Here is a 26,160-nt window from a genome sequence, read left to right as displayed (position 1 = left end):
GAAAGAGTCCGACCGCCCGCTGACGCGGCGCTGAAGCCAGGTGATGGCCCTGTCGCGCAGGCGGCGACGGTCGGTGGCGGTCACTTCGAGAAGGCAGCGCCTCCCAGGGCAAACACCGAATTCGGCGCGTTGACGCGGATGGGCTTGACCACCGGGGCCGACGAGATGGCGCGCTTGATCATGGGGGCGTTTTCCACCACCACGCCCTTGGCGAGCTGTTCGTCCACCAGCGACTGCAGGGACACCGAGTCCAGGAAGTCGACCATCTTGGCGTTGAGCTGGGCCCAGAGCTCGTGCGTCATGCAGCGGTTGCCCTCGCCCAGGCAGTTTTCCTTGCCGCCGCACTGGGTGGCATCGATGGGCTCGTCGACCGACACGATGATGTCGGCCACGGTGATGTCGGCGGCCTTGCGGCCCAGGGTGTAACCACCGCCGGGACCCCGGGTGGATTCCACCAGCTCGTGACGGCGCAACTTGCCGAACAGCTGCTCCAGGTACGAGAGCGAAATCTGCTGGCGCTGGCTGATCGCCGCCAGCGTGACGGGACCGTTGTTCTGGCGCAGGGCCAGATCGATCATGGCGGTGACCGCAAAGCGGCCTTTGGTAGTGAGGCGCATCTTCAAGCTCCTTCGTTTGTTGGCTTGACCATCGTGGTTTGGCCGCAGGGCTTTCGACCTGTGACCCCGTTCCCACCCGCCCGACCTCTTGGTCTTTATCGAAGGCTTTTCCGACTGTTTTCGTCGAGTTTAGAGCAAAAGCCTAGTGTTTTGATCGGCATTGTAGCGATCAGAACGAGTTTGTCCAAGACAAACTCAACAAACGTGTCTATCGGGCCGATAGACAAAAACAAACACCCAGGGGTATCCGGAGTCCGACCGGATCAGGCGACCGCATCGGTGCCGGTGGCACCGAACACCTGGGCCTTCAGACGGGCGAGCTGGTCGCGCGCCTGCGCTGCCTTCTCGAACTCGAGGTTGCGGGCGTGTTCGAGCATCTGCTTCTCCAGCCGCTTGATCTCGCGCGCCACGTCGCGCTCGTCCATGGCATCCACCGCCGCGCGCTGCGCGCTCTCGGCGGCCAGACGATCAGCCTCCTTGCCAGCTTTTTCGCTGTAGACGCCGTCGATCAGGTCCTTGATGCGCTTGTTCAGCGCCTTGGGCTGGATGCCCATCGCCTCGTTGTGGGCGATCTGGCGGGCGCGGCGACGCTCGGTCTCGCCGATGGCCAGCTTCATGGAATCCGTGACCTTGTCGGCGTACAGGATGGCCCGGCCATGGAGGTTGCGGGCCGCCCGGCCGATGGTCTGGATCAGGCTGCGCTCGGACCGCAGGAAACCTTCCTTGTCCGCATCCAGGATGGCCACCAGGGACACCTCGGGAATGTCCAGACCTTCGCGCAGCAGGTTGATGCCCACCAGCACATCGAAGGTGCCCAGGCGCAGGTCGCGCAGGATCTCCACCCGCTCCACCGTGTCCACATCGCTGTGCAGGTAACGCACCTTCACGCCGTTCTCGGTGAGGTAGTCGGTGAGCTGCTCGGCCATGCGCTTGGTCAGCGTGGTGATCAGCACCCGCTCGTTCTTCTCCACCCGGATGCGGATTTCCTGCAGCACGTCGTCCACCTGGTGGGTGGCAGGCCGCACCTCGATCTCGGGGTCCACCAGGCCGGTCGGGCGCACCAGCTGCTCCACCACCTGACCGGCGTGGCTGTTCTCGTAATCGGCCGGCGTGGCCGACACGAAGATGACCTGGCGCATGCGCGCCTCGAACTCCTCGAATCGCAGCGGCCGGTTGTCCAGCGCGCTGGGCAGGCGGAAACCGTACTCCACCAGCGTGGTCTTGCGGGCCTGGTCGCCGTTGTACATGCCGCCGAACTGACCGATGAGCACATGGCTCTCGTCCAGGAACATCAGCGCGTCCTTGGGCAGGTAGTCGGTCAGGGTGGACGGCGGCTCGCCCGGCAGGGAGCCCGCCAGATGGCGCGAGTAGTTCTCGATGCCCTTGCAGTGGCCGACCTCGCTGAGCATCTCCAGATCGAACCGGGTGCGCTGTTCCAGCCGCTGGGCCTCCACCAGCTTGCCCATGCCCACCAGCTCCTTCAGGCGCTGATCGAGCTCCAGCTTGATGCTCTCCACCGCATTGACCACCTGCTCGCGCGGTGTCACGTAATGGCTGCTGGGGAACACGGTGAAGCGCGGGATCTTCTGCCGCACCCGGCCGGTGAGCGGGTCGAACAGCTGCAGGCTCTCGATCTCGTCATCGAACAGCTCGATGCGGATGGCCATCTCGGAGTGCTCGGCCGGGAACACATCGATGGTGTCGCCCCGCACGCGGAACTTGCCGCGCGAGAAATCCTGTTCGTTGCGGGCGTACTGCATGCGCACCAGCTGGGCGATCAGGTCGCGCTGCCCCAGCTTGTCGCCCACCCGCAGGGTCATCACCATCTGGTGGTAGCTCTCCGGCTTGCCGATGCCGTAGATGGCCGAGACCGTCGCCACGATCACCACGTCGCGCCGCTCCAGGATGCTCTTAGTGCAGCTCAGGCGCATCTGTTCGATGTGCTCGTTGATCGCGCTGTCCTTCTCGATGAACAGATCGCGCTGCGGCACATACGCCTCGGGCTGGTAGTAGTCGTAGTAGCTGACGAAGTACTCCACCGCGTTGCGCGGGAAGAACTCGCGGAATTCGCTGTAGAGCTGCGCGGCCAGCGTCTTGTTGGGCGCAAACACGATGGCCGGTCGCCCGAGTCGCGCAATCACGTTGGCCATGGTGAACGTCTTGCCCGAGCCGGTCACGCCCAGCAGGGTCTGGAACACCTCGCCGTCATTCACCCCCTCGACCAGCTTGTCGATGGCCTGCGGCTGATCACCGGCCGGCGGGTATGGCAGGAAGAGCTCGAACGGCGAGCCGGGAAACCGCACGAATTCGCCCTCCGGGGGCGACTCGGGGACCACTTCTTGGAGCAGGGAGACGGGCATGGGCAAATTGTGCCGGAAGGTCCTGTTCCCCCGAGCAATCGCGGGCTGTACAGGACAAATACTTCCGTTGAAGTATTTGATTACCCTGCCCAGGGGGGAACACTGGTGACCAAGGGTGTGATCGACGTGAAGACACAGCGCCCTTCCGGCCCTCGGCCGGCAGACCAACATCGACCCGCCCCACCGTGGACCCCCGTCAGGAGTTGCCCATGAGTAGTTCTGCCGCCACCACTTCTCCCACGTCCCGCACCTTTCCCCGCTCGCCCTTTGCCGTGGATGCCGCACAGACAGGCTGCGCCCTTTCGGGCAGCCTGCTGCCCCGGCAGGCGACGATCGACGGCGGCACCCGGTGTGTCACCGGCATCTGGTTCGGATCGTCGGCCTGCTCTCCCGGCCATCCGCTGTGCGGACTTCACGGTGAACTTCAGGTGGAGAAGGACGGGCGTTTTCATTACCACGCCTGCCGTGGTCCGGTGACCTGGCACGCGGCCGCCCGTGGCCCGGTGGAGGAGGCGTTCATCCTCAACCTGAGCGACTCCGCCGGTGCTTCCTGCTCAGGCGTGCTGAGCATCGCCATCGAGGCCACCCCGGAAGGGCTTCGGTTGCGGGCAGGCTTCCGCATCGAGTCCACCGTGACCGAACGCTACTGCCTGACCGCATCCAACGGGCTGGCGCTGCTGTGCATGGAAACGGCAGAACACTTCGAGATGTGCCGGCCCGACACGCCCCTGTCGGCGGTGGCCAGATCGCACACCCGGGAGTTTTTCGGTGTCAGCGGACAGCACCTGCTCCGTATCGACCCGATCAATGGCAACACGATCTGGATCGGCATCCTGGCCCAGCGACGCCGGATCGTGGCGCTGGATGCAGCCCCGGACGGACTGCTGTACGGCGTCGATGTGCAGGGAGACCTCTACCGCATCCAGCCCGACACCGGGGCCTCCGCCCTGCTGGTGCGTCTGGGCCTGCCATCGCTGTCACGCGGTGCGGTCACCCACATGGACGGCCGCATCCACTGGACGGCGGCCGACAACCGGCTGCACAGCTGCGACCTGCTCTCGGGGGAGCATGCGGTGGCCCTGGAGTCGATGCCGCTCATGCCATCCCGGTCGGTGCATGACCGGGTGCTGGCCATGATGCCGGCCATGGACGGGGCCCTTTTCCTGGCCACAGCCCACGGGATGGTGCGGCTGGACATCGCCACCGGCAGATGGACCGACCTGGGCCTGCGGGGTCGGCTGGGCGAACTGATGGGCCCCGGTGTGCCTCCCGGCCCGCAGTGGGGCGGTCGTGAACCGGGCCGGGCCGCAACCGAGGAACCCCTGCCGACCTGGCAGAGCCCCCTCGCCACGGTGCCGGCGCACTGATCAGACCGCCATGGCCAGCCGGCGGACACCCTCCCGGATCTGATCGACCGGCGCGGTGGCAAAGCTCAGGCGCAGGGTGGCGGCATCCGGATCGCGGGCGTAAAAAGGCGCCCCCGGCACAAAGGCCACCCCCCGCTCGATGGCGGCCCTGGCCAGGGCGGCTCCGTCGGCCACCCGACCGCCTTCACCGGTCAGGCGGGCCCAGATGAACAGGCCGCCCTGCGGCTCGACAAACTCGATGGCCCCGCCCAGGTGCTCCCGCAGGGCCTGGGCCATGGTGCCGGCGCGCTCGGCATAGACGCTGCGCACCTGGGCCAGGGTGCGCGGCATGCCGCCGGCAGCCAGATAACGGGCGGCGGTGGCCTGGGCGAAGGTGCTGGTGTGGGCATCGCTGAACTGCTTGCACATGGTGGCCTTGGCCAGCAGTTCCTGCGGCGCCACCATCCAGCCCACCCGCAGACCCGGGCTGAGCACCTTGCTCAGCGAACCGCAGTGCACCAGCCGGTCACGTGATCCCGGCACGCTGTCGGCCAGCGCCAGCAGGCTGGGCGGCGGGGCCTCGCCGAAGAACAGGTCGCCGTAGGGATCGTCTTCCACGATCAGCGTGTCGTGCCGCACGGCCATCTCCAGCACCGCCTGGCGGCGCTCCAGGCTCATGAGGGCGCCGCTCGGGTTGCCGAAGGTGGGGATCAGGTAGACGAACTTGGGCTTGTGCTCGGCGATCAGGGACTCCAGCACGTCGGTGCGGGCACCCTGCCCGTCCACCGGCACGGTGATCAGCTCGGCGCCATACAGGCGGAAGCACTGGATGGTGGCCAGGAAGGTGGGACCTTCGACGATGACCTTGTCGCCGGGGGAAATGAGGGTCTTGCCCAGCAGGTCCAGCGCCTGCTGGCTGCCGGTGGTCACGATCAGGTCGCTCGATGCCACGCCCGTTGCGCCCTTGGACGCCATGAAGCCGGCGATCTGCTCGCGCAGCGGCTGGTAGCCCTCGGTCGCGCCGTACTGCAGGGCGGCACCGGGCTCATGGGTCAGTGCCGCATCCACCGCCGAACGGATGCCGTCCACGTCGAACAGCGCGCTGTCCGGAAAGCCGCCGGCAAAGCTGATGATGCCGGGCTTGCCCAGCAGCTTGAAGAGTTCGCGGATGGCGGAGGTCTCGACGTTGTTGAGTCGATCGGCAAACGGCGTGGTGAACGGCATGGCGGGGATCGGCAGATGGAAAACCGCCATTGTCGCCAATCTGCGCGGGCCTCCGCAGCGGGCTAGACTGCGCGCCCATGAACCGCACACAGATCGAGTCGTTCTTTGCCATCCTGCGCGAGGCCAATCCGCAACCGCAGACCGAGCTGGAATACACCAGCGTTTTCGAGCTGCTGGCCGCCGTGCTGCTGTCGGCCCAGGCGACCGATGTGGGCGTGAACAAGGCCACCCGCAGGCTGTTCCCGGTGGCGAACACGCCGCAGGCCATCCTGGACCTGGGCCTGGAGGGGCTGGAGTCCTACATCCGCACCATCGGCCTGTACCGCAGCAAGGCGCGACACCTGATGGAGACCTGCCGCATCCTGGTGGAGCAGCACGGCGGCGAAGTGCCGGCCACTCGGGAAGCACTCGAAGCCCTGCCCGGCGTGGGCCGCAAGACCGCCAACGTGGTGCTCAACGTGGCCTTCGGCCAGCCCACCATGGCGGTGGACACCCACATCTTCCGCGTGAGCAACCGCACCGGCCTGGCCCGGGGCAAGACGCCGCTGGCGGTGGAACTGCAGCTGGAGAAGCGCGTGCCGGCCGAATACGCCGTGGATTCGCACCACTGGCTGATCCTGCACGGCCGTTACGTGTGCCAGGCCCGCAAGCCGCAGTGCCCGGACTGCCGGGTGTCGCACCTGTGCGGCTTCAAGGACAAGACGCGGGCCTGACGTCGCGTCGGGCGCTCACCAGCGCAGCAGCATCCAGCCGCCGGGTGCCGGCGCTTCCTGGGGCCACTCGCCGGCATCGGCCACCGTGCGGTGACCATGGGTCCGGATGAACTGCGCGGCACGGATCACGCCGGCATGGGTCACCCACACCGCGTGGCTGCTGCCGGCCTTCGCCAGCGCCGCGCGGGTGTCGGCCAGCGCGGCCGCCACCCGGTCGATCACCGCCTGGGTCGATTCCTGGCCGCCGAAGCGGTGGTGCGCGAAGTCGGCCATCCAGTCGTCGAAGGCCGGGCGCGGTATGGCATCCCAGGGCTGCTGCTCCCACTGGCCGAAGTGCATTTCGTTCAGGCGCAGGTCCGCCCGAGGCTCGGGCAGATCGGGCCGGTGCCGCCGCAGGGCTTGCGCCAGCTGGTGGGTGCGCTGCAGGCCCGACATCCACAGCAGGCCGGGACGGGCCGGCAGCACCTGTGCCAGATCGAAGGCCGCGCCCGCCGTGGCGCCGGCCAGGGCCAGGGCGTCGGTGCTGCCGTAGCACAGGCCCGGCGGCAGATCGACCTGTGCATGGCGCAGCAGCCAGAGGTTCATGCGGCCCCCAGCACCAGCGCGATGCCCAGCAGGAAGCCGACCTCGCAGACCTGCTGGGTGGCCCCCAGGCCGTCGCCGGTGAAGCCCTGCAGCCGCCGCGCCAGGAGTCGCCACATCCAGCCCAGGCCGAGCAGCGCGCCGGCCACGCCCGCCAGCCAGAGGCCACTGGCCCACCACCAGCCCGCCAGGGCCAGGGCAGCCACACACCACGCCAGACCCGCGAGCAGGCTGGGCATGCCGATGCGGTCGGCCAGCGGCTTGCTCTTGGAACGCGGCGTGTCGCCCACATGGGGCAAGGTTCGGATGATGAACAGCGGGGCGGTGCGCGAGACCACATGGGCCAGCCAGCAGGCCGTCACCACCAGCACCGCATCGGCCTGGGCCAGCAGCGCCAGCAAGGCCACCTTGCCCAGCAGGGCCAGCACCAGCGCAATGGCGCCGAAACTGCCGATGCGCGAGTCCTTCATGATGTCCAGCGCGCGTTCCCGGTCGTGGCTGCCACCCAGCCCGTCGGCCAGATCGGCCAGCCCGTCCTCGTGGAACGCCCCGGTCAGCAGCACGCTGAACACGGTGCAGCCCACCGCCGCCACCCAGGGTGCGGCGGGCACATCGGGCAGCAGGGCCAGCAGGCCGGCCAGCACCGCCGCGCTCAAGGAGCCCACCAGCCAGCCCACCCCCGGGAAATGCGCGGTGCTGGCGCGCAGCATCTCGGGGCTGTAGCCCACCCATTGCGCCAGCCGCCCGGTGACCGGGATGCGGGTGAAGAACTGGAGTGCCAGCAGGAAGTGGCGCACCGCCTGGATCATGGCCGGGCCGGCTCCGCCACCTCGCTGCGCGACACGCCGGCCGCCTCGAAGCTGGCCATCTCGCGCAGGATCACGCAGGCGCTTTCCAGCAGGGGCCACGCCAGGGCCGCGCCGGAGCCTTCGCCCAGCCGCAGGCCCAGGTCGAGCAGCGGCTCGGCCTTCAGGTGCGAGAGCATCAGTGCATGACCCCGCTCGCCCGATCGGTGCGCGAACACGCAGCGCTGCAGAACGCACGGCTGAAGGGCGGCAGCCACCATCACGGCCGATGAGGCGATGAACCCGTCGACCACGATGACCCGGCGCTGCAGGGCCGCCTCGATGACGGCGCCCACCAGCGTGGCGATCTCGAAGCCGCCGAAGGCCGCCAGGGCCTGCAGCGGCTCCACGGCCCCGGGGTGGCGGGCCAGCACGGCGCGCAGGATGCCGATCTTGCGCTGCACCCCGTCGGCATCCAGGCCGGTGCCGGCACCGGTGACGTCGGCCACATCCAGCCCCGCCAGGCGCGCCAGCAGCAGGGAAGCGGCCGAGGTGTTGCCGATGCCCATCTCGCCGAGCAGCAGCGCGTTGCCGGGCAGGCCGCGCACCACCGCCCTGCCCTGCGCGATGGCCTGGGCGCATTCGGTGCGGTTCATGGACGGGCCGTCCAGCGCATCGCGGGTGCCCGGGCCCACGCGGGCCACCACCAGACCCGGTCGGGCCGGCAGCTCGCGGCGCATGCCGCAATCGACCACCGTCAGACCGATGCCGTGCTGGCGGGCCAGCACGCTGACGGCCGCACCACCGGCCAGGAAGTTCTCGACCATCTGCCAGGTCACGTCGGACGGAAAGGCCGAGGTGCCGCGCGCGGCCAGTCCATGGTCGCCGGCGCAGACCAGCATCTGGGGTTGCTCCAGCACCGGCGAAGTGGTGCCCAGGATGGTGCCGATGCGCACCGCCAGGGCCTCGATGCGGCCGAGCGATCCGGGCGGCTTGGTCTTGTTGTCGATCCGGTGCTGCAGGTCGGCGGCCAGCGCCTCGTCGGTCAGATCGGCAATCGGGGGAATGAGCAGGGCGTCGTCGGTCATGGGGGGTCTGAGGGAAGGATGAGTCGGTCCAGCACACCGGGCTGGAAATGGGTCTGGATGAAGTCGGCCAGTCCGTCGAACACCGGCTCCAGGCCGCGGGCGCCCTCGCCGAACAGGGCGCTCAGCACCCGTGCGTCCTCGAACAGGCCGTGCAGGTACAGGCCCAGCACATGGCCGCGCGGGTGCATCCAGGCCAGGCCCGGCAGCACCTCGATGGTGGTCTGCCCGGCCGCCTGCAGGGCCGGGTGCAGCGCGGTCTGGCCGTGGTGGATCTCGTAGCCGGCCACCGTCACGCCGCTCAGCGCCGACCAGGGCGAGGCATGGGTGCCGGCGCAGTCGCCCAGGGTGGCCTCGGTGCGGCGCACCGTCTTGGCGGGCTCGAAGGTGGTCACCAGCGGCAGCAGGCCCAAGCCCGGCGCGTTGCCGTCGATGCCGTGGGTGTCGATCAGGGCCTCGCCCAGCATCTGCAGCCCGCCGCAGATGCCCAGCACGGGCCGGCCGGCCTCGGCATGGGCGGCCACCGCCCGGTCCAGGCCCTGCTCGCGCAACCAGGCCAGGTCGCTGGCGGTGGCCTTGCTGCCGGGCAGGATGATCCAGTCGGCCCCGGCGCAGTCGGCCGGGCTGCGGGCCCAGACCAGGCGCACGCCGGGCAGGTTGCGCAGCGGCTGGAATTCGTCGAGGTTGCTGATGCGCGGGCAGGCCACCACCGCGACGGTGAGAGACACAGTTCCGCCGCCGGGCCGCCCCAAGGCGGAACGCGCCCCCCCGGGGGGCAGCGAGGACACGCCAGTGCCGAGCGTGGGGGCCAAGTCATACACGCCATCCTCCTCGGGCAGGCCGTGCTGCCACCACATCGGCAGCACCGCCACCGTGGGCACGCCGGTGAGCTGCTGCAGCTGCTCGGGGCCGGGCGCCAGCAGGCTGGCATCGCCCCGGAAGCGGTTGAGCACGAAGCCGTCGATGCGGGCGCGGTCGGCCTCGGGCAGCAGGGCCCAGGTGCCGTACAGGTGGGCAAAGGCCCCGCCGCGATCGATGTCGGTGACCAGCAGGCAGCGGGCTTCGGCATGGCGCGCCACCCGCAGGTTGACGATGTCGCTGTCCATCAGGTTGATCTCGGCCGGCGAACCGGCGCCTTCGATCACGACCACATCGTTCTCCGCCCGCAGCGCGTCCAGCGCCTGGGCGATGGCCGGCCACACATGCAGGCTGCGGCCGCGCCAGGGCATGTCCGACAGGGACCGGCTCACCTGGCCGAGCAGCACCACCTGGCTGCGGGTGTCGGCCTCGGGCTTGAGCAGCAGCGGGTTCATGCGCACATCGGGCTCGGCCCGCGCCGCCAGCGCCTGGAAGTACTGGGCCGATCCGATCTCGCCACCGGCCACCACCCGGGCGTTGTTGCTCATGTTCTGGGCCTTGAAAGCCGCCACCTTCAGGCCCTGCCGGGCGTAGTGGCGGCACAGCGCGGTGGCCAGCCAGCTCTTGCCGGCGCCGCTGGTGGTGCCCAGCACCATGACGCAGCGCGCCGTCATGCGGCGACTCCGGGCCGTGCGTCCGCCAGGGCCAGCGCCAGCGCCTGGGTCGCCGCCGGCGGCAGCACCGCCATGCGCCACCAGCCGGGCATCCCCAGCGACGACGCGTCGCGCAGCGCGATGCCGCGCGACCGCAGATGACGCAGGTCCAGAGGATACGGCGGCTGCACGCAGAAAAACGAGGTGTCGCTGGGCAGGGTCTGCCAGCCGCGCTGGTGCAGCCAATGCAGCTGCAGGTCCTTCCAGTGCCGCAGCACCGACCGGGCCTCTGCCAGCCAGCGCTGCACCGGCGGGGAGACCCAGGCCGTGAGCAGGGCCACGCCATCGGCGCCCAGCACCCACGACGGGGCGGCTGCATCAAGCATCTGCACCTCGTCGGCGGCATCGGCCGGTGCCAGGGCATAGGCGGCGCGCACGCCGGTCAGGCCGAGGGCCTTGTTGGGGGTCCAGAGCCGCCAGATGCGGTCGGCATCGGACGGGGCCAGGGTGGACGCGCCGCTCAGGCGCAGGGGCTCGTAGGCGGCGTCCAGCACGCGCTGGCCTGGCCAGGTGGCCCACTGCCGCAGCGCCGGCTCGGGCTGGCCGGTCGGACTGGCGGGCTCGCACAACCACGCCAGGCCAGCCGCCTCGGGTGCGCCCGAATGCACCAGTCCGGCAGCGTGGGCGGCGTGGGCGTAATCACGGTAGGACGCCGGCGGCCACCACACCCGACGCACACCCCGGCGCACCACCCGCTGGGTGAGGCGCACGATCAGTTCGCTGGCGCTGCCGCCCACCACCACCCGGCCTGCCGGCACGCCATGGAAGCGGCCCAGGGCCTCACGCAGCGCGGTGTAGGCCGGATCGGGATAGCGGCTGCGGTCGGCCCGCTGCACCGCCCTGGCCGCTGGCGGGCAAGGCCCGACCGGGTTCGTATTGACCGAAAAATCCCAGCGGGGCAAGGGTCCACCGTCCGGGCCGCCATGCACGCGCTTCATGCCGATGCACCTCCCGACCAGGCCAGCAGCAGCCCGACCAGCAGGCCCGTGGCAGCCAGACCGGCCATGAGGCCGACCGCACGCCCGCCCAGGCGCAGCGTGAGCCCGACATCCGACGGGTCGGCCGCACGTCCGGCCGGGTGCAGCACATAGTGACCCGGCTTGGACAGCCGCACCCCGATCAGGTGCGCCAGCATGGCCATGGGCCAGCCGCTGTTGGGCGATGGCGTGAGGGCGGCGTCGGCGCGGACCCGGGACCAGGAGACCGCCCGCCGCCGGGCCTGGGCGACGAACCACAGCAGGCCGGCGGTGATGCGCGCCGGCAGCCACGACATCACATCGTCGGCCCGCGCGGCCCAGCAGCCAGCCCAGGTCCAGACACGGCCGCCGCGCTCGCCCCGGTAGCCCCACATGGCATCGGCGGTGTTGGCGAAGCGGTAGACCGCGGCACCGGGCAGACCGGCCACGGCAAACCAGAACAGCGGCGCCACCACCGAATCGTTCAGGTTCTCGGCCAGGGTTTCCAGTGCGGATTCGCGGACTTCGGCGGCTTCCAGACGGGTCACGTCGCGGCTCACCAGCCAGGCCAGCCGCTCGCGGCCGGCCTGCAGGCCCTGACCCAGCGCCATTTCGACCGCCCGAACCTCGTCGGCCAGCATGCGCCAGGCCAGCAGGGGCTTGAGCAGCAGGCCCAGCAGCAAGGCGTTCAGGACGGGGGGCAGCGTGGCCAGCCCGGCCTGCAAGGCCCAGGCCAGCACAGCCACGCCGGCCGCACCCAGGCTCCAGGCCAGTGCGCCAGCCACCACGGACCGGCGCGGCGACACCGTCGCCACCCGCTGGGTCGTGGGGGCAATGCGCTCACCGGCCCAGCCCAGGTAGCGCCCCATCCCGACCACCGGATGCCAGCGGGCCGGCGGTTCACCCCAGACCCGGTCGACCGCCAGGGCCACCAGCACCGCCAGCGAAGCGATGGTGAGCGTGTCGGCGGACCCGGGCAGCGGCATGGGCGGTCAGGCGCGCCGGGCGGTGATGCCCAGCTTGTCGAGCAGCGCCATGTCGGCGGCCACGTCGGGGTTGCCGGTGGTCAGCAGCTTTTCGCCGTAGAAGATGGAGTTGGCACCGGCCAGGAAGCACAGGGCCTGCACCGCCTCGCTCATCTGCTGCCGACCGGCCGACAGACGCACCCGGGCGCGCGGCATGGTGATGCGGGCCACGGCGATGGTGCGCACGAATTCCAGCGGGTCGAGGTCGGGCTGGTCGGCCAGCGGCGTGCCTTCCACCTTGACCAGGTTGTTGATGGGCACCGATTCGGGGTAATCGGGCGACAGGTTGGCCAGCTGGGCCACCAGACCGGCGCGCTGGCGGCGCGATTCGCCCATGCCCACGATGCCGCCGCAGCAGACCTTCACCCCGGCGCCACGCACCCGCTCCAGCGTGTCCAGACGGTCCTGGTAATCGCGGGTGGTGATGATGTCGCCGTAGAAGTCGGGCGCGCTGTCCAGGTTGTGGTTGTAGTAGTCCAGACCGGCGTCGCGCAGGGTCTCGGCGTGGCCTTCGTTGAGCATGCCCAGGGTGGCACAGGCTTCCAGGCCCACGTCCTTGACGGCGCGCACCAGTTCGGCCACGGCCTCCACGTCGCGGTCCTTCGGCGCACGCCAGGCCGCGCCCATGCAGAAACGGGTGGCACCGGCCGCCTTGGCGCGTTCGGCGGCCTCGCGCACCGCGTCCACCGCCATCAGCTTGCCGGCGGTGAGTCCCGTGTCGAAATGCACCGACTGCGGGCAATAGCCGCAGTCTTCGGGGCACCCACCGGTCTTGACCGACAGCAGGGTAGCCAGCTCGATCTCGCTGGCGCTGAAGTGCTCGCGGTGCACCGTCTGGGCGCGGAAGATCAGGTCGGCAAACGGCAGTTCGAACAGGGCCGCCACATCGGCCTCGGACCAGCGCCCGGTGCCCTCGGTGGCGGTGGCTGCCGGGCGGGGCACGATGCGCACGGGTTGTGCGGCGGTGTCGTTGGGGGTGGGGTTCATCAGGGCTCCAGAAAAGTCAGTCTTCAATGCCGCGCTGGGCGGGAATGCCGGCCTTGTACGCGTGCTTGACCAGGGTCATTTCGGTCACGGTGTCGGCCATCTCGATCAGCTCCGGGGGGCAGCGGCGTCCGGTCAGGCAGACATGGACATCGCGCGGCCGCTCCTGGAGCGTGCGGACCACATTGTCCAACGGCAGCCAGCCGTAGATCAGGGGGTACGTGATCTCGTCGAGCACGACCAGGAAATGGCGGCCACCGAGGATGGTCTCGCGGGCCCGTTCCCAGCCCTGGCGGGCGAGTTCGGCGGAACGCTCCAGGTCCTGGCTTTTCCAGCTGAAGCCATCGCCCAGGCCTTCGATCGGAATGCCCAGCTGCTCGAACATGCGGTGTTCGCCGAACCGGGCGCTGGGCACCTTCATGAACTGGTAGATCTTGACCTCGCGGCCGTGCACATGGCGCCGGCCGTGGGCCCGCAGCGCCAGGCCGAAGGCCGCCGTGCTCTTGCCCTTGCCGTCACCGGTGTGGATGAGCAGCAGGCCGCGCCGCTCTTCGGTGGGCTCCTGGCGCACATGTTCGGTGGGGGGGTTCTCGATCTGCATGGATGACCTCTCGGGATGGAATCAGCGCGGCACGGCGACCCACTGGTCGTCGGCCGCCAGGATGCGGATGCGGTGCTGGAAGACCGCCTCCAGCGCGGCGCGGGTGGCCGGATCGCTGGCCGGACCCTGGTGGCGGATCGCACCGCCATCGACGATGACCAGCTCGTCGGCCTGCAGCGCCATGCCGATCTCGTGCAGCACGGTCACCACGGTGCGGCCGCGCCCGGCTTCACGGCGGGTGAGCTGCAGCCAGTCGGTCTGGTGGGGCGGATCCAGGTTGGCCAGGGGTTCGTCCATCAGCAGCACGTCGGCCTGCACCGCCAGCAGGCGGGCCAGCAGCACGCGCTGCCGCTCGCCACCGGACAGGGCACCCAGTGCCCGCTCCCGCCATGGCCAGGCCTGCGTGGCCTCCAGCGCCTGCTGCACCACCTGGCGATCGGCCGCCGACGGACTGGCCAGCCAGGGCTGGTGCGGCAGGCGGCCGAGCATGGCCACGTCCCACACGCTCAGGTCGTCGGCCCCGGGCTCGCCCTGCCCCAGCCAGGCCAGGCGGCGGGCGCGGTCGCGCCCCGACCACTCCTGCAGCGGGCGATCGAGCAGCCGGACCTGCCCCTCGCAGGGCAGCAGACCCGCCAGGGCCTTGAGCAGGGTCGACTTGCCCGCTCCGTTGGGCCCGACCACACTGGTCCAGCGGCCTGCCGGCAGATCGAGGTCGATGCCGCGCAGCACCGGACGGCCGCCCAGCCGCACCGACAGCGACCGCACCGACAGCGCCGCGCTCACAGGCCACCTCCCATGCGTCGGCGGTGCATCAGCCACAGCAGATAGCCGCCGCCCAGCACGGCCGTCAGCACCCCCACCGGCAGCTCCTGCGGCGCCACCAGCCAGCGGGCCCCGATGTCGGCCGCCATCAGCAGCACCCCGCCCATCAGGGCGCTCAGGGCCAGCAGCCGGGCATGCGTCGTCTTGACGATGGCGCGCACCAGGTGCGGCGCGGCCAGACCCACGAAAGCGATCAGGCCGGTCTGTGCCACCGCAGCCCCCGTGGCCAGCGCCAGCGTGCCGACCAGCACCAGACGCACCGCCGCCAGCGGCAGGCCCAGGCTGACGGCGGTGGACTCACCCAGGGCCAGCCCGTCGAGCACCCGCCCCAGACCGACCGAGACCAGCACGCTGGCGGCCAGGGCCACGGCCATCACGGCGCAGGATGCCCAGCCCACGAAACCGGTGCTGCCCAGCATGAAGCCCTGCATGGCCTGCAAGGTCTCGGGGGCGGCGGTGGTGAGCAGATCGCGTGCCGCGCCCAGCACCACGCCCACGATCACGCCGGCCAGCAGCAGGCGCAGCGTCTGCTGCACCCCGCGCGCCAGCACCAGGGTGAGCAGCACGCCCAGCACCGCGCCGGCAAAGGCCGCGCCGGTGAGGCCGAGCCGGACCACCCACGAGGTGGCAAAGGCCGAGGTGCCGAACAGCGTGAGGGCCACCGCCACGCCAAGTGCCGCGCCCGAGGCGCTGCCCAGCAGGAACGGGTCGGCCAGCGGGTTGCGGAACAGACCCTGCGCCAGGGCGCCGGCCAGGCCCAGCAGGCCACCGGCCAGCCAGGCGCCCAGCGTGCGGGGGAGCCGGATGTCCCACAGGATCTGCCAGGCCACCGGGTCCTGGCGGGCCTGCAGCACGCTGTCGAAGCCGGTGCTGCCCACGCCCGCACCCAGCACCACCATCAGGGCGGCCAGCGCCAGCAGGGCGGCGGCCAGCCAGAGGCTGTGGCGGGCTGCGCTCACCGCAGCCCCTTTTCGGCGATGCAGCGCGCCATGACGCGTGCCGCCTCGGCCATGCGGGGCCCGGGGCGGACCAGCACGTCGGATTCATCGGGGGTGAACACGCAGATGCGCTGCTCGCGCAGGGCCCGCATGCCGCGCCAGCCCGGGCGGTTGTCCAGACCCTGCACGTTGCGCACGCCGATCAGGATCAGGTCGGGATCGGCCCGCACCACGAACTCCGGGTTGATGCGGGGGAACGGCCCCTGCTCGATTGGCACCACGTTCTGCAGCCCCAGCCGCGACATCATCTCGCCGATGAAGGACGAAGGACCCGCCGCATAGCCGCCGGTGCTGACCTCGTAGTAAGCCCGCAGCCGCCGCGCCTGGGGCGGCAGCGTGCGCGCCGCCTCGTCCACACCGGCCTCGATGCGCTGCCACACGGCGGGCGCATCCGGCACCTGCAGCAGTTCGCCCAGGCGCAGCATGACGCTGCGGGCCTCACGGGCGTTGCGGGCCTCGAAGGTCAGCACCTTCAGGCCCAGGGCCTCGAGCCGGTCCACGCCCCGCGAGGAAGCCGACATCAGCACCACGTCGGGCCGCAGGGCCACGATGCTCTCGATCTGCGGGTCGATGCCGCCGCCGACCTGCGGCAGGCGCCGCACCGAGGCCGGGTGGTTGGAATACCGGTCCACCCCGACCAGGCGGTGGCACTGGCCGAGTTCGCACACCGTCTCGGTCAGCGAGGGCAGCACCGAGACGATGCGCTGCGGCGGCTGCGCCCACTGCACCGTCACACCCCGGTCATCGGTCATGCGCACCGGCGCCGCCTGCAGCCCGGCAACGCATCCGGCCAGCAGCAGGCCCACGGTGGCACGCCAGATGGTCAGACAGCGGTTCATGCCGGCTCCTTCAGCGAGATGGGCAGCCCGGCCGCCATCAGGGTCACACGGTCGCACGCGGCGGCCACCGACTGGTTGAGCAGGCCCAATGCATCGACGAAGGCGCGCACCTCGCGCCCCATGGGAATGACGCCCAGGCCGATCTCGTTGCCCACCAGCACCACCGGCCCGGGGGCCTGGCGCACGGCCCGGCACAGCGCTTCCATCGGCGCGGCGGCATCGTGCGCCGGCCCCTGCGCCGGCATCTGCAGGCGGGTGAGCCACAGGGTCAGGCAGTCCACCACCACCAGCCGGTGTGGCCGGCTGCAGGCGGCCAGTTCCGCGCCCAGGTCCAGACCGGTCTCCTGCGTGCTCATGCCCGGCACCCGCTCGGCGCGGTCGCGCCGGTGGCGTTCGATGCGCTGGCGCATTTCGTCGTCCCAGGCTTCGGCGGTGGCCAGCAGCACCGCCTCGTGGCTGCCATGGGCCTGCAGCCACTGCAGGGCCAGGGTCTCGGCGCGGCGGGACTTGCCGCTCTTCTGGCCACCCAGGATGAGTTCGGCGCGGGCATGGACCGGACGTGCGGATTCAGCCATGGGTGTGCATCCACCGGGTGACGATGCGGTGCAGCTGGTCCACGCCGTCGGTGAGGGCCGCCGGTCCGGGCTGCAGGATGTCGGCCGACTTGATCTCGAACAGCTGCTGGTGGCGCACCGCCGGCACGTCCTGCCAGCCGGGCCGGGCGGCCACCTTCTCGGGCCGGAATTTCTTGCCGCACCACGAGCCGACGATGATGTCCGGCGCGCGCCGCACGATCTCGGCACCGTCGGCAATGATGCGGTCACGGCCCATCGGCTGGCAGGCCAGCTCGGGGAAGATGTCGTCGCCGCCAGCCACGCCCACCAGCTCGGACACCCACCGGATCGCGCTGATGGCGGGCTCGTCCCACTCCTCGAAGAACACCCGCGGACGGCGCCGGCCCTCCGCCTGCAGGGCGGCCACATCGGCGCGGATGGCATCGAGCCGACGGCGCGAGGCCTCGATCCAGGCCAGGCCCTCGTCGGCACAACCCACCATGGCGGCCACCTGGAACAGCATGCTGTGGATCTCGGCGATGCTGCGCTGATTGAACACCGTGACCTGCACGCCGGCCTTGATGAGGGACGACGCGATGTCCGCCTGCAGGTCGGAAAAGCCGAACACGCAGTCCGGCTCCAGCGCCAGGATCTTGTCGATCTTGGCGCTCAGGAAGGCACTGACGCGCGGCTTCTCGTCGCGCGCCCGGCGTGGCCGCACCGTGTAGCCCGAGATGCCCACGATGCGGCTCTCCTGCCCCAGCAGATAGAGCCATTCGGTGGTCTCCTCGGTGAGGCAGACGATGCGTTGCGGGCCGGGGCGGTCGGGGTTCATGGCGATCAGAAACTCACGCGGACCGCGGCCATGAAGCTGCGGCCGGCTTCCGGGTAGATGGAGGACGGCTGCCCTCCCACGCAGCGGAAGGCCTGGGTGTAGTACTGGCGATCGAACAGGTTGGCGACAGACAGGGACCATTCCACCGACCCGGCCTGGTAGGCGTAACGGGCATCGGTCGTGGTGTAGGCCGGCATCCGGCAGGCGTTGGACGAGTCGGGCGACTGGGTGCCCACCCGGCTGACGCCGCCACTGAGCCGGTGGCCTTCGGCCGGCACCCAGCCGGCCCGGATGGCCAGCACCTGCCTCGGGGCCAGCGGCACGTCACGGCCCGCGTTGGGGCCCTCGCGGAAGGTCGAGCGGCGGTAGGCCCATCGCAGGCCCAGGGTCAGACCCGGCTGCAGCGTCCAGTCGGCCTCGGCTTCCACGCCGGTACGGCGGGTCGGGTCCAGGTTGATGTTGGCGCCGTTGAATCCGAAGACCGAATTCGGTCCGACCGCGTTCGGGTCGTAACCGATCTCGTCGGTCAGGTTGCTGCGGTACAGCCGCAGCTCGGCCCGTGCCTTCTCGCCGGTCCAGCGCAGGCCGGATTCGAGGTCCCGCGAGGTCTGCGGCCGGATCGCCACGTTGGGGTTGGTGAAGCTGAACTCGTCGACGTTGGCCAGCCGGAAGCTGTTGCCCATGCGCGCCCACACCGTGGTGCTGCCCGAGACGGGCTGGCTCAGCCCGAGCTCCCAGGCGTTCTCGCGGTCCGACAGCCGAACCGGGCCGGACGTGCGGCTCAGTCGCTTGTCGATGGATTCGGTGCGGACACCCGCCGACAGGCGTGTCCCGCCGGCCAGGGTGAGGTCGTCCTTGAGGTACCAGCCCTTCGACGTCTGGTCCGCCTGGCTGCCCGAGGTGCCGGCCACATCCCGGCTCCAGTCGCCCCGGTCATGACCGACCACCAGCACGTTGGACGCACCGGCCAGGCGGGCAGCATGCCGGGCCCGCAGCCCGATCTGGCGCGCATCGACCGTGTACGCGTAGATGAAGGTCGGCGATACGCTGGCCAGGGATTTGTCCCGCCATCCCACATCGGCAGCGAACTGCCAGTCCTCCCAGTGGGTTTCTGCGAACACGCCGGCCCGCTCGTTGCGGATGGAAGCCCGGTTGGTGCGGCTGGTGGGGGCCGCCTGGTAGGGATTGGCCGCGTACTGGGCTGCGGTCAGGGAACCCGGCAGGCCGGTGTCCAGGGCATCGCGGCCGTACCGCACACCCACGCGGGTGGCGTCGTTGCTCCACTGCGCGGTCACGCCGCCACCGTCCGATTCCGAGCGGAAGTTTTCCCGGTGGTTGTCGGAGGTGCGCTGCTGGGCGTTGAGATCGAGCGAAAAACCGCCGTGCGCCAGGGTTCCGCTGGCACGCAGGTCGCGCAGGCTGTTGGAGCCGGCACCGGCCTGCAGACTGGCCCGCGATCGGCGATCCATGCCCTGGCCGGCCTTGGTGGTGATGACGATCACACCGCCGGTGGCGCCCTCGCCGTAAAGCACGGCACCGCTGCCGCGCAGCACCTCGATCCGCTCGACGCCTTCGATGGGGATGCCGGCCAGCCGCGTGCCGCCCAGATCGGCCTCGTTCAGGCGCACGCCATCCAGGATCACCACCTGGTTGCTGTCGGCGGTGCTGCCAAAGCCGCGCAGGTCCAGCGAATAGTCACCCCCGCCGTACAGATCCTGGCGACCGGGCACGCCCAGCAGCTTCATCACGGCCTCGTTGACGGTGGACACGCCCGACTGACGGATCTGGTCCGCCGTGATCACGCTGACGCCCTGCGGAAGCGACTGCAGGCTTTCCGCAAAGCGGGTGGCCGCCACCACCGTGGGCTGGAGTTCGTAGGGCGCAGAGGATTGGGCCCAGGCGCAAGGGATCGAGCCGGCCAGGATGGCCAGCGGCAGCGCAGCCCGACGGGCGCGCAAAGGAAGCGTTTTCATGAAAGTTGACGATGACAAGCTGTCCTCACCGCCTTCCCCGACGGTGCATGGACGTCACGGCGGCACGCGCCAGGGGCACGCACCACCACCGTGTTGGCCGGTATCCGGGCTGGCAGAACAACCTCCATCGCCTTCCCAGGCATCCGTGGGGACACCCAGTGGCTGTGTGATGGAAGCGGAGCACCGATGGCGCTTCTGTCGAAGCGATCGGGGGTCTCGTCTGCTTACCGTTGCGGGGGCAGCGCAGGTTAGGTACACCCCTGGGGGTTCCCCTCCTGCTTCCCGTTGAACTGCGGCCCGAGAATCCGGGCAGCGAGCACCAACGAGGCGCATTCTATGTCGTTCGTGATGACGCGAACCCTACAATGAGCCCTTCGCGGGGCCCTGACCATGACCAGCAACCGACACATCGAACAGCTCACCGACCGGGTGGAACGCCTGCTGCTGCGGCATGAGGAGCTGCAGCGCACCAACGCGCTGCTGACCGAACAGGTCGGGCTGCTCCAGGCGGAGCGGGACTCGCTGAAGTCCCGGCTGCTGGCGGCGCGGGCCCGCATCGACGCCCTGCTCGAGCGCCTGCCGTCCACCGCCTCAGCCACCAAGGACAGCGCATGAACAAGCCCGCCACCAAGCAGATCGAGGTCCAGATCATGGGCCAGAGCTACCTGCTGGCCTGCCCCGAAGGCGGCGAGTCGGCGCTGCTCGACGCGGTCGAACGCGTCGACACCGCCATGTGCCGCATCCGCGACGCCGGCAAGGTCAAGGCGCGTGACCGCATCGCGGTGCTGGCCTCGCTCAACCTGGCCTTCGAGCTGTCGCAGAAGGAGGCCGAATTCCAGGCCTCCTCGTTCGCACAGACCGAGACCGCCCCGGCGCACGAGCCGGGTCCCTTCGACCAGGATCCGCTCGACCCCCAGACCCAGGCCCGCGTGGAAGAGCTGATGCGCCGCCTGGACCAGACGCTCGACAAGGACGGTCGGTTGATCTGAAACACCGGTCTGATCCGGTGTCGCGCACCCTACAATCTCTATCGTCTGCGGTGCTGCCGGGCCTTATAGTTCCTGCAACCAATGCTCATTGAGCACGGGCTTGGTACATTGCGCGGCTGGTGCGAGCGTCTCGCGTCAGACGAACCCGAAGCCTCGCTGCCCTCGCCCACCTGAACCCCGGTTCAGGATGCCGGCCTGGCGGCACTTGCAGACACCTTCATGCCTCTCGAACCCCTCCTGATCGCTGAACTCGCCGTGCTCGGCCTGGGCACCGGCTTCCTGGCCGGACTGCTGGGCATCGGAGGCGGCATGCTCATGGTGCCCTTCATCACGCTGATCCTGACCGGACGCGGCGTGGCACCCGACCTCTCGGTCAAGATGGCCATTGCCACCTCCATGGCCACCATCATCTTCACCTCGGTCTCCAGCGTGCGCGCGCACCACAAGCGGGGTGCGGTGCGCTGGGACATCGTCAAGGGCCTGGCACCCGGCATCGTGCTGGGGGCCGCCATCGCCAGCCTGGGCGTGTTTGCCGTGCTCAAGGGCAGCTGGCTGGCCCTGTTCTTCGCGGCCTTCGTGAGCTTCTCGGCCACGCAGATGCTGCTCGACAAGAAACCCAAGCCCACCCGCATCCTGCCCGGAACGCCCGGCCTGCTGGGCGCCGGTGGCGTGATCGGATTCCTGTCGGGTCTGGTGGGCGCCGGCGGCGGCTTCGTCAGCGTGCCCTTCATGACCTGGTGCAACGTGGTCATCCACAACGCGGTGGCCACCAGCGCGGCGCTGGGTTTTCCCATCGCACTGGCCAACGCGCTGGGCTACATCGTGGCCGGCCAGGGCGTGACCAACCTGCCGCCGGCCTCGGTGGGCTACATCTACCTGCCGGCGCTCATCGTGATCGCCAGCATGAGCGTGCTGATGGCCCCGCTGGGCGTGAAGGCCGCGCACGCCTTGCCGGTGAAGTCGCTCAAACGGGCCTTCGCCGGCATCCTGTACCTGCTCGCGGCCTACATGCTCTACAAGGGTCTGACGGGCTGAGCCGTCACAGGGCGCGGTCGGCCACCACCATGCCGTCCTCGTCGGCGTACAGCCAGTCGCCCGGCCGCACCCACACGCCCTGGATCTGCACCGGCACCCCGGTCTGACCTTCGGTGCGCCGCTCGGTGGGCAGCGGCATGAGCGCCAGGGCACGAATGCCCACGTCGCACGCGCCCAGTTCCGCCACGTCGCGGGCACAGCCGTCGATCACCACGCCGGCCCAGCCGTTGCGGGCGGCGGCGGCGGCCAGGTTGCCGCCGATCAGCGCCCGGCGCAGCGAGCCACCGCCATCGACGACCAGCACCCGCCCCTGCCCGGCGCTCTCCACCGCCGCCTTCACCGGCGTGTTGTCCTCGAAGCACCGCACCGTGTGCACCGGGCCGGCAAAACGGGTCCGTCCCCCGTAGTCGTGGAACACCGGTGGCAGCACCCGGAAGGCTCCCGTGGTGTCGTTCTTGTGCGCGTCGCACAGGTCGCAGGTGGGGGTGAATGGAGCGTCGTTCATGGCGGGTGTTGCAGTCAGAAGAAGCCCGGATTCTCGCGACAAAGCGGTGGCGATCCGCAGCAGCGACTGGCCCGGGCGGGCGCAGCGTCCACGGAGTGTTGTTTTCGTCTCCAAAAACACGCGTTTTCAGAGGGAAAACACGGGCTGGCCACCTTGGATTGCCCCTGCAACTCCATTAGCATGCGGAGCACCGGTGTGAAAGCGCGTTTTCCGCCGGGACAAAGTCCACTTCTAGAAGGAACTTCAACCATGGCAACTGCGAAAAAAGCCCCGGCCAAGAAGGCCGCTCCCGCGAAGAAGGCGGCCCCGGCCAAGAAGGCCGCCGCACCGGCGAAGAAGGCCGCTCCGGCCAAGAAAGCCGCCGCCCCCGCCAAGAAGGCAGCCCCGGCGAAAAAAGCCGCTCCGGCCAAGAAGGCCCCGGCCGCCAAGAAGGCCGCTCCGGCCAAGAAGCGCACCCCCAACGCCGCCTTCATGAAGGCCCTCACCCCCAGCGCCGCCCTGGCCGCCATCGTGGGCAGCAACCCGCTGCCGCGCACCGAAGTGACCAAGAAGGTCTGGGACTACATCAAGAAGAACAAGCTGCAGGACGAGGTCAACAAGCGCATGATCAACGCCGACGCCAAGCTGAAGGAAATCTTCAAGAAGGCCCAGGCTTCCATGTTCGAGATGACCAAGCTGGTCAACGACCACCTCAAGTGATGCGGCGGGTTGCTGCAGCAACCCACCCCTCCTGCAAAAGCCGGCACACGCCGGCTTTTTTCATGCCTGGCCGAGACGGGCCAGCGCGGCTTCGCGGATGCTCGAGAGCGTGCCGCGGGTGGTGATGACGTCGGCATCGAGCATGAGTTCGATGACGGTCCCGCCGCTGTGGGCCAGCGCACGCGCCAGCGCGGGCTCGACCTCGTCCGTGGTCGCGACCCGCTCGGCCGCAAAACCGTAGGCGCGGGCCAGCGCACAGAAGTCGGGATTGCCCAGCGAAGATCCGCTCACATGCCCCGGGTACTCGCGCTCCTGGTGCATGCGGATGGTGCCGTAGCTGCCGTTGTTGACCACCAGCACGATGGTGCGTGCGCCGTGCTGCACCGCCGTGGCCAGCTCCTGACCGTTCATGAGGAAGTCGCCATCGCCGGCGATGGTGAACACGGTGCGTCCGGTGAGGATGGACGCGGCAATGCCCGCCGGCACGCCGTAGCCCATGGCGCCATTGGTGGGCGCAAGCTGGGTCTTGCGTCCGCGCGCCAGACCGGGGTAGCGGTAGAACCGGTGCAGCCAGCTGGCAAAGTTGCCTGCGCCATTGGTCAGCACCGCATCAGCCGGCAGCAGGCGCTGCACGGCATGGATGACCGCCGGCATGTCGATCGGGCCGGGCAGCTTCACGCCGCCGTTGCCGACGTCGATGTTGGCCAGGTAATCGGCATGACAGGCCTCGGTCCAGGCCGTCCACGGCAGCTGCGGTGGCGCGGTCAGCACCTCCAGGCTGCGGGCGGCGGCATTCATGCTGGACTGGATGGCCAGCACCGGCTGGTAGACCCGGTGCAGCTCCTCGGCGCTGGCGTGGATGTGCACCAGGTTCTGGTTCGGTGTCGGCGCCTCGATGAACGTGTAGCCGCCGGTGGTGGACTCCCCCAGACGGGGCCCGATGGCGATGAGCAGATCGCTCTCGCGGATGCGGCGGGCCAGCGCCGGGTTGATGCCCAGACCGACGTCGCCGGCGTACTGCGGGTGGTGGTTGTCGAAGGTGTCCTGGAACCGGAAGGTGTTGGCCACCGGCAGCTGCCAGTTCTCGGCGAAGCGCTGCAGCGCAGCGGCGGACTGGGGCGTCCAGCCACCCCCGCCGGCCAGCACCAGCGGACGACGGGCCGCCAGCAGCAGGGTGCGCAGCTCGCGCAGGGCACCCGGATCGCTCCAGGCCTGCACCGGCTCCACCCGGGGCAGCGGGCGGGCCTGCACGGTGCGGGTGAGCATGTCCTCGGGCAGCACCAGCACCACCGGTCCTGGCCGGCCGTTCAGGGCGGTGGCAAAGGCGCGGGCGATGTACTCGGGGATGCGTTCGGGATCGTCGATGCGCTCCACCCGCTTGGCCATGCCGCGGGTGGAGGGTCCGAAGAAATGGCTGTAGTCCAGCTCCTGGAAAGCCTCCCGGTCGCGGGCATCGCTGGCCACGTCGCCCACGAACAGCACCATGGGCGTGCTGTCCTGGAAGGCGGTGTGCACACCGATGGAGGCATTGGTGGCGCCCGGGCCCCGGGTGACGAAGCACACGCCGGGTCGACCGGTGAGCTTGCCCTGGGCTTCTGCCATGAAGGCTGCACCACCTTCCTGCCGGTTGGTGATGAAGCGGATGTGGTCGCGGTGGTGGTGGAAGCCGTCGAGCACCGCCAGGTAGCTCTCCCCCGGCACACCGAAGGCATGGGTCACGCCCTGGGCCACCAGGCATTCGACGATGAGGTGTCCGGCCAGCTGTTGTGTCGTCATGCCCCGATTCTGGCCGAGGCGCGCCCCGAGGACAGACTCAGGTGCGACGCCCGACACCCACGGCCGCCACCACCGACAGCCCGAGCACCAGTGCAGCACCGGCCAGGGTGGTGGCATACCAGCCGCGGTCCATCAGCAGGCCGAAGAGCGCCGGCGACAGCGCAAAACCCAGGTCCAGGCCGGAATAGACCGTGCCGTACACCCGGCCGGTGGCGCCCTTGGGGGTGGCCTTCTTGATCATCATGTCGCGGCTCGGGCCGCCCACACCCACCGCAAACCCGGTGATGGCCAGGGCCACCAGCGTGCCCTGCCCGCCCAGCCAGCCGGTGGCACACACCAGCAGCAGCAGCGCGCCGGCCGCCATGGCCAGGGCCACGATGCGGTCGCTCGACAAGGGGTTGGCCGCCGCCACGAAGCCCCCCACCAGCATGCCCAGCGCACCGCAGAGCATGTAGGCGCTGACGGTGAGCGTGGCCACCTCGACGCTCACGCCGTGCACCGCTTTCATGATGGAGGGCGCAAAGCTCTGGATGACCGCCAGTGTCATGGTGGAGAGCAGGAAGAAGGCAAAGCACCACCACACCACCGGCAGGCGCATGAAGGCCAGATCACCGCCACTGGCGGCCCGGCTGGCGGCCGTGCTGCGCGGCACGACCTCGGTGCGCAGCTTGTCGCGCTGCCAGAACAGCAGGGCCAGCACGCCCACATACAGCACGGCAGCGCCCAGGTAGGCGGTGCGCCAGTCGGCCAGCGATGTGATGCCCACCAGGAAGGCCGGGGCCAGCGCCCAGCCCAGGTTGCCGGTCAGGCCATGGGCGCTGAAGGCGTAGCCCAGCCGCTGAGGCGACACGCGCTGGTTCAGGATGGTGAAGTCCGCCGGGTGAAAAGGAGCATTGCCCAGTCCCGCCAGCATGGCAACAGCCATCAGACCGGCATAGCTGGTGGCCTGGGACGCCACCAGCGAGGCCACCAGAAAGCAGCTGATGGCGGCGAACAGCACGGGGCGCGCGCCCACGCGGTCGACCAGGAATCCGGCCAGCGCCTGGCCCACGCCGGAGATGATGAAGAACACGGTCATGAGCAGACCGACGTCCGAGAACGACAGTCCGAAGTCGCGGATGAACACCGGGAACAGCGGCGCCAGCAACAGGTGGGAGAAATGGGACGTGCCATGGGCCAGGCCCACCAGACCGATGACGGCGGCGTCCTGGCGGAGCGGAACGGGGTTCAGAGGCGGATCCTGCCGATGGGCGTCGGCGGTCAGGGTGGCGGTGGACATCCCGCGA

At 69.9% G+C, this 26,160-nt stretch carries 26 protein-coding genes and 1 riboswitch; of the genes, 6 read left to right on the top strand and 20 right to left on the bottom strand.

Annotated features, from left to right (window positions below):
- Positions 1–80: 80 nt before the first annotated feature.
- Together iscR and uvrB are read right to left on the bottom strand one after the other, a co-directional pair.
- The gene (iscR, locus tag CAP38_RS03855; RefSeq protein WP_086119524.1) at positions 81–617 is read right to left on the bottom strand and encodes a Fe-S cluster assembly transcriptional regulator IscR; all 537 of its coding nucleotides are present in this window, start codon (positions 615–617) and stop codon (positions 81–83) included.
- Between the two features lie 263 nt (positions 618–880).
- Complete coding sequence (gene uvrB, locus CAP38_RS03850) at positions 881–2,977, bottom strand: excinuclease ABC subunit UvrB (protein WP_086119523.1); 2,097 nt, start codon at positions 2,975–2,977, stop codon at positions 881–883.
- Between the two features lie 209 nt (positions 2,978–3,186).
- Here uvrB and CAP38_RS03845 point away from each other — a divergent pair, with 209 nt between their 5' ends.
- On the top strand, positions 3,187–4,344 hold the full coding sequence (locus CAP38_RS03845) for a hypothetical protein (protein ID WP_143435747.1): 1,158 nt from the start codon (positions 3,187–3,189) through the stop codon (positions 4,342–4,344).
- Here the strand turns inward: CAP38_RS03845 and CAP38_RS03840 are convergent, their stop codons facing one another.
- Positions 4,345–5,547 carry a PLP-dependent aminotransferase family protein gene (locus tag CAP38_RS03840; protein WP_086119521.1) on the bottom strand — a complete coding sequence of 401 codons (1,203 nt, stop codon included), beginning with the start codon at positions 5,545–5,547 and terminating at the stop codon, positions 4,345–4,347.
- A 77-nt stretch (positions 5,548–5,624) separates the two neighbouring features.
- Between CAP38_RS03840 and nth the strand changes: the two genes are divergently transcribed.
- A complete protein-coding gene (gene nth, locus CAP38_RS03835; RefSeq protein ID WP_086119520.1) occupies positions 5,625–6,260 on the top strand; it encodes an endonuclease III in 636 nt (211 codons plus the stop codon).
- Between the two features lie 15 nt (positions 6,261–6,275).
- Here the strand turns inward: nth and CAP38_RS03830 are convergent, their stop codons facing one another.
- From CAP38_RS03830 to CAP38_RS03765, 14 genes are read right to left on the bottom strand one after another with little or no spacing between them, the layout of a single operon-like run.
- A complete protein-coding gene (locus CAP38_RS03830; protein WP_086119519.1) occupies positions 6,276–6,845 on the bottom strand; it encodes a histidine phosphatase family protein in 570 nt (189 codons plus the stop codon).
- Positions 6,842–7,648, bottom strand: coding sequence for an adenosylcobinamide-GDP ribazoletransferase (locus CAP38_RS03825; RefSeq protein ID WP_086119761.1), 807 nt, complete (start codon positions 7,646–7,648; stop codon positions 6,842–6,844). The genes CAP38_RS03830 and CAP38_RS03825 overlap by 4 nt, the downstream gene beginning before the upstream one ends.
- On the bottom strand, positions 7,648–8,715 hold the full coding sequence (cobT, locus tag CAP38_RS03820; RefSeq protein WP_086119518.1) for a nicotinate-nucleotide--dimethylbenzimidazole phosphoribosyltransferase: 1,068 nt from the start codon (positions 8,713–8,715) through the stop codon (positions 7,648–7,650). Before cobT ends, CAP38_RS03825 begins: the two co-directional genes overlap by 1 nt.
- Positions 8,712–10,244 (bottom strand): cobyric acid synthase, encoded by a 1,533-nt coding sequence (locus CAP38_RS03815; RefSeq protein ID WP_086119517.1) that lies wholly within the window; start codon positions 10,242–10,244, stop codon positions 8,712–8,714. Before CAP38_RS03815 ends, cobT begins: the two co-directional genes overlap by 4 nt.
- On the bottom strand, positions 10,241–11,221 hold the full coding sequence (locus tag CAP38_RS03810) for an aminotransferase class I/II-fold pyridoxal phosphate-dependent enzyme (protein WP_086119516.1): 981 nt from the start codon (positions 11,219–11,221) through the stop codon (positions 10,241–10,243). Before CAP38_RS03810 ends, CAP38_RS03815 begins: the two co-directional genes overlap by 4 nt.
- Positions 11,218–12,225, bottom strand: a complete 1,008-nt coding sequence (gene cbiB / locus CAP38_RS03805; protein WP_086119515.1) for an adenosylcobinamide-phosphate synthase CbiB — start codon at positions 12,223–12,225, stop codon at positions 11,218–11,220. Before cbiB ends, CAP38_RS03810 begins: the two co-directional genes overlap by 4 nt.
- 6 nt (positions 12,226–12,231) lie before the next feature.
- Positions 12,232–13,251: a biotin synthase BioB gene (gene bioB, locus CAP38_RS03800; protein WP_086119514.1), complete on the bottom strand. Its 1,020-nt coding sequence runs from the start codon at positions 13,249–13,251 to the stop codon at positions 12,232–12,234.
- Positions 13,252–13,267: 16 nt separating this feature from the next.
- Positions 13,268–13,849 carry a cob(I)yrinic acid a,c-diamide adenosyltransferase gene (cobO, locus tag CAP38_RS03795; RefSeq protein ID WP_086119513.1) on the bottom strand — a complete coding sequence of 194 codons (582 nt, stop codon included), beginning with the start codon at positions 13,847–13,849 and terminating at the stop codon, positions 13,268–13,270.
- Positions 13,850–13,870: 21 nt separating this feature from the next.
- Positions 13,871–14,632, bottom strand: coding sequence for an ABC transporter ATP-binding protein (locus CAP38_RS03790; protein WP_086119512.1), 762 nt, complete (start codon positions 14,630–14,632; stop codon positions 13,871–13,873).
- On the bottom strand, positions 14,629–15,570 hold the full coding sequence (locus CAP38_RS03785; protein ID WP_086119760.1) for an iron ABC transporter permease: 942 nt from the start codon (positions 15,568–15,570) through the stop codon (positions 14,629–14,631). Before CAP38_RS03785 ends, CAP38_RS03790 begins: the two co-directional genes overlap by 4 nt.
- Positions 15,571–15,626: 56 nt before the next feature.
- On the bottom strand, positions 15,627–16,508 hold the full coding sequence (locus CAP38_RS03780; RefSeq protein WP_086119511.1) for an ABC transporter substrate-binding protein: 882 nt from the start codon (positions 16,506–16,508) through the stop codon (positions 15,627–15,629).
- A complete protein-coding gene (locus CAP38_RS03775; RefSeq protein ID WP_086119510.1) occupies positions 16,505–17,083 on the bottom strand; it encodes a bifunctional adenosylcobinamide kinase/adenosylcobinamide-phosphate guanylyltransferase in 579 nt (192 codons plus the stop codon). The genes CAP38_RS03780 and CAP38_RS03775 overlap by 4 nt, the downstream gene beginning before the upstream one ends.
- Positions 17,076–17,897, bottom strand: coding sequence for a cobalamin-binding protein (locus CAP38_RS03770; RefSeq protein ID WP_086119509.1), 822 nt, complete (start codon positions 17,895–17,897; stop codon positions 17,076–17,078). Before CAP38_RS03770 ends, CAP38_RS03775 begins: the two co-directional genes overlap by 8 nt.
- 5 nt (positions 17,898–17,902) lie before the next feature.
- Entirely contained in the window at positions 17,903–19,870 is a 1,968-nt protein-coding gene (locus CAP38_RS03765; RefSeq protein ID WP_086119508.1) for a TonB-dependent receptor, read from the bottom strand.
- A gap of 77 nt (positions 19,871–19,947) precedes the next feature.
- Positions 19,948–20,209: riboswitch (cobalamin riboswitch) on the bottom strand.
- Between the two features lie 51 nt (positions 20,210–20,260).
- Here CAP38_RS03765 and CAP38_RS03760 point away from each other — a divergent pair.
- The 3 genes from CAP38_RS03760 to CAP38_RS03750 all read left to right on the top strand — a co-directional run bounded on the left by CAP38_RS03760 (position 20,261) and on the right by CAP38_RS03750 (position 21,894).
- The gene (locus CAP38_RS03760) at positions 20,261–20,485 is read left to right on the top strand and encodes a DUF904 domain-containing protein (RefSeq protein ID WP_086119507.1); all 225 of its coding nucleotides are present in this window, start codon (positions 20,261–20,263) and stop codon (positions 20,483–20,485) included.
- Positions 20,482–20,859, top strand: coding sequence for a cell division protein ZapA (locus CAP38_RS03755; protein WP_086119506.1), 378 nt, complete (start codon positions 20,482–20,484; stop codon positions 20,857–20,859). Before CAP38_RS03760 ends, CAP38_RS03755 begins: the two co-directional genes overlap by 4 nt.
- A gap of 219 nt (positions 20,860–21,078) precedes the next feature.
- Positions 21,079–21,894: a sulfite exporter TauE/SafE family protein gene (locus CAP38_RS03750; protein WP_086119505.1), complete on the top strand. Its 816-nt coding sequence runs from the start codon at positions 21,079–21,081 to the stop codon at positions 21,892–21,894.
- 4 nt (positions 21,895–21,898) lie between these two features.
- Here the strand turns inward: CAP38_RS03750 and rraA are convergent, their stop codons facing one another.
- Positions 21,899–22,399 carry a ribonuclease E activity regulator RraA gene (gene rraA / locus CAP38_RS03745; protein ID WP_086119504.1) on the bottom strand — a complete coding sequence of 167 codons (501 nt, stop codon included), beginning with the start codon at positions 22,397–22,399 and terminating at the stop codon, positions 21,899–21,901.
- A 249-nt stretch (positions 22,400–22,648) separates the two neighbouring features.
- On the opposite strand from rraA, the gene CAP38_RS03740 reads away from it, so the two are divergent.
- The gene (locus tag CAP38_RS03740; protein WP_086119503.1) at positions 22,649–23,098 is read left to right on the top strand and encodes an SWIB/MDM2 domain-containing protein; all 450 of its coding nucleotides are present in this window, start codon (positions 22,649–22,651) and stop codon (positions 23,096–23,098) included.
- A gap of 60 nt (positions 23,099–23,158) precedes the next feature.
- Here the strand turns inward: CAP38_RS03740 and CAP38_RS03735 are convergent, their stop codons facing one another.
- Complete coding sequence (locus CAP38_RS03735; protein ID WP_086119502.1) at positions 23,159–24,874, bottom strand: thiamine pyrophosphate-binding protein; 1,716 nt, start codon at positions 24,872–24,874, stop codon at positions 23,159–23,161.
- Between the two features lie 37 nt (positions 24,875–24,911).
- Positions 24,912–26,153 carry an MFS transporter gene (locus CAP38_RS03730; RefSeq protein ID WP_086119501.1) on the bottom strand — a complete coding sequence of 414 codons (1,242 nt, stop codon included), beginning with the start codon at positions 26,151–26,153 and terminating at the stop codon, positions 24,912–24,914.
- Positions 26,154–26,160: the final 7 nt, after the last annotated feature.

The organism is Hydrogenophaga sp. IBVHS2 (assembly GCF_002127215.1).
In the GTDB taxonomy this organism is placed as follows: Bacteria; Pseudomonadota; Gammaproteobacteria; order Burkholderiales; family Burkholderiaceae_C; genus Hydrogenophaga.
Note: the sequence above shows the minus strand (reverse complement) of the source record. Positions and strands in the feature narration are given on the sequence as shown.

Coding starts and splice junctions, on each gene's coding strand:
- iscR (WP_086119524.1), bottom strand. CDS start 617: ATGCGCCTCACTACCAAAGGCCGCTTTGCGGTCACCGCCATGATCGAT.
- uvrB (WP_086119523.1), bottom strand. CDS start 2,977: ATGCCCGTCTCCCTGCTCCAAGAAGTGGTCCCCGAGTCGCCCCCGGAG.
- CAP38_RS03845 (WP_143435747.1), top strand. CDS start 3,187: ATGAGTAGTTCTGCCGCCACCACTTCTCCCACGTCCCGCACCTTTCCC.
- CAP38_RS03840 (WP_086119521.1), bottom strand. CDS start 5,547: ATGCCGTTCACCACGCCGTTTGCCGATCGACTCAACAACGTCGAGACC.
- nth (WP_086119520.1), top strand. CDS start 5,625: ATGAACCGCACACAGATCGAGTCGTTCTTTGCCATCCTGCGCGAGGCC.
- CAP38_RS03830 (WP_086119519.1), bottom strand. CDS start 6,845: ATGAACCTCTGGCTGCTGCGCCATGCACAGGTCGATCTGCCGCCGGGC.
- cobT (WP_086119518.1), bottom strand. CDS start 8,715: ATGACCGACGACGCCCTGCTCATTCCCCCGATTGCCGATCTGACCGAC.
- CAP38_RS03815 (WP_086119517.1), bottom strand. CDS start 10,244: ATGACGGCGCGCTGCGTCATGGTGCTGGGCACCACCAGCGGCGCCGGC.
- CAP38_RS03810 (WP_086119516.1), bottom strand. CDS start 11,221: ATGAAGCGCGTGCATGGCGGCCCGGACGGTGGACCCTTGCCCCGCTGG.
- cbiB (WP_086119515.1), bottom strand. CDS start 12,225: ATGCCGCTGCCCGGGTCCGCCGACACGCTCACCATCGCTTCGCTGGCG.
- bioB (WP_086119514.1), bottom strand. CDS start 13,251: ATGAACCCCACCCCCAACGACACCGCCGCACAACCCGTGCGCATCGTG.
- cobO (WP_086119513.1), bottom strand. CDS start 13,849: ATGCAGATCGAGAACCCCCCCACCGAACATGTGCGCCAGGAGCCCACC.
- CAP38_RS03785 (WP_086119760.1), bottom strand. CDS start 15,570: ATGGTGGTGCTGGGTGCGGGCGTGGGCAGCACCGGCTTCGACAGCGTG.
- CAP38_RS03780 (WP_086119511.1), bottom strand. CDS start 16,508: ATGAACCGCTGTCTGACCATCTGGCGTGCCACCGTGGGCCTGCTGCTG.
- CAP38_RS03775 (WP_086119510.1), bottom strand. CDS start 17,083: ATGGCTGAATCCGCACGTCCGGTCCATGCCCGCGCCGAACTCATCCTG.
- CAP38_RS03770 (WP_086119509.1), bottom strand. CDS start 17,897: ATGAACCCCGACCGCCCCGGCCCGCAACGCATCGTCTGCCTCACCGAG.
- CAP38_RS03765 (WP_086119508.1), bottom strand. CDS start 19,870: ATGAAAACGCTTCCTTTGCGCGCCCGTCGGGCTGCGCTGCCGCTGGCC.
- CAP38_RS03760 (WP_086119507.1), top strand. CDS start 20,261: ATGACCAGCAACCGACACATCGAACAGCTCACCGACCGGGTGGAACGC.
- CAP38_RS03755 (WP_086119506.1), top strand. CDS start 20,482: ATGAACAAGCCCGCCACCAAGCAGATCGAGGTCCAGATCATGGGCCAG.
- CAP38_RS03750 (WP_086119505.1), top strand. CDS start 21,079: ATGCCTCTCGAACCCCTCCTGATCGCTGAACTCGCCGTGCTCGGCCTG.
- rraA (WP_086119504.1), bottom strand. CDS start 22,399: ATGAACGACGCTCCATTCACCCCCACCTGCGACCTGTGCGACGCGCAC.
- CAP38_RS03740 (WP_086119503.1), top strand. CDS start 22,649: ATGGCAACTGCGAAAAAAGCCCCGGCCAAGAAGGCCGCTCCCGCGAAG.
- CAP38_RS03735 (WP_086119502.1), bottom strand. CDS start 24,874: ATGACGACACAACAGCTGGCCGGACACCTCATCGTCGAATGCCTGGTG.
- CAP38_RS03730 (WP_086119501.1), bottom strand. CDS start 26,153: ATGTCCACCGCCACCCTGACCGCCGACGCCCATCGGCAGGATCCGCCT.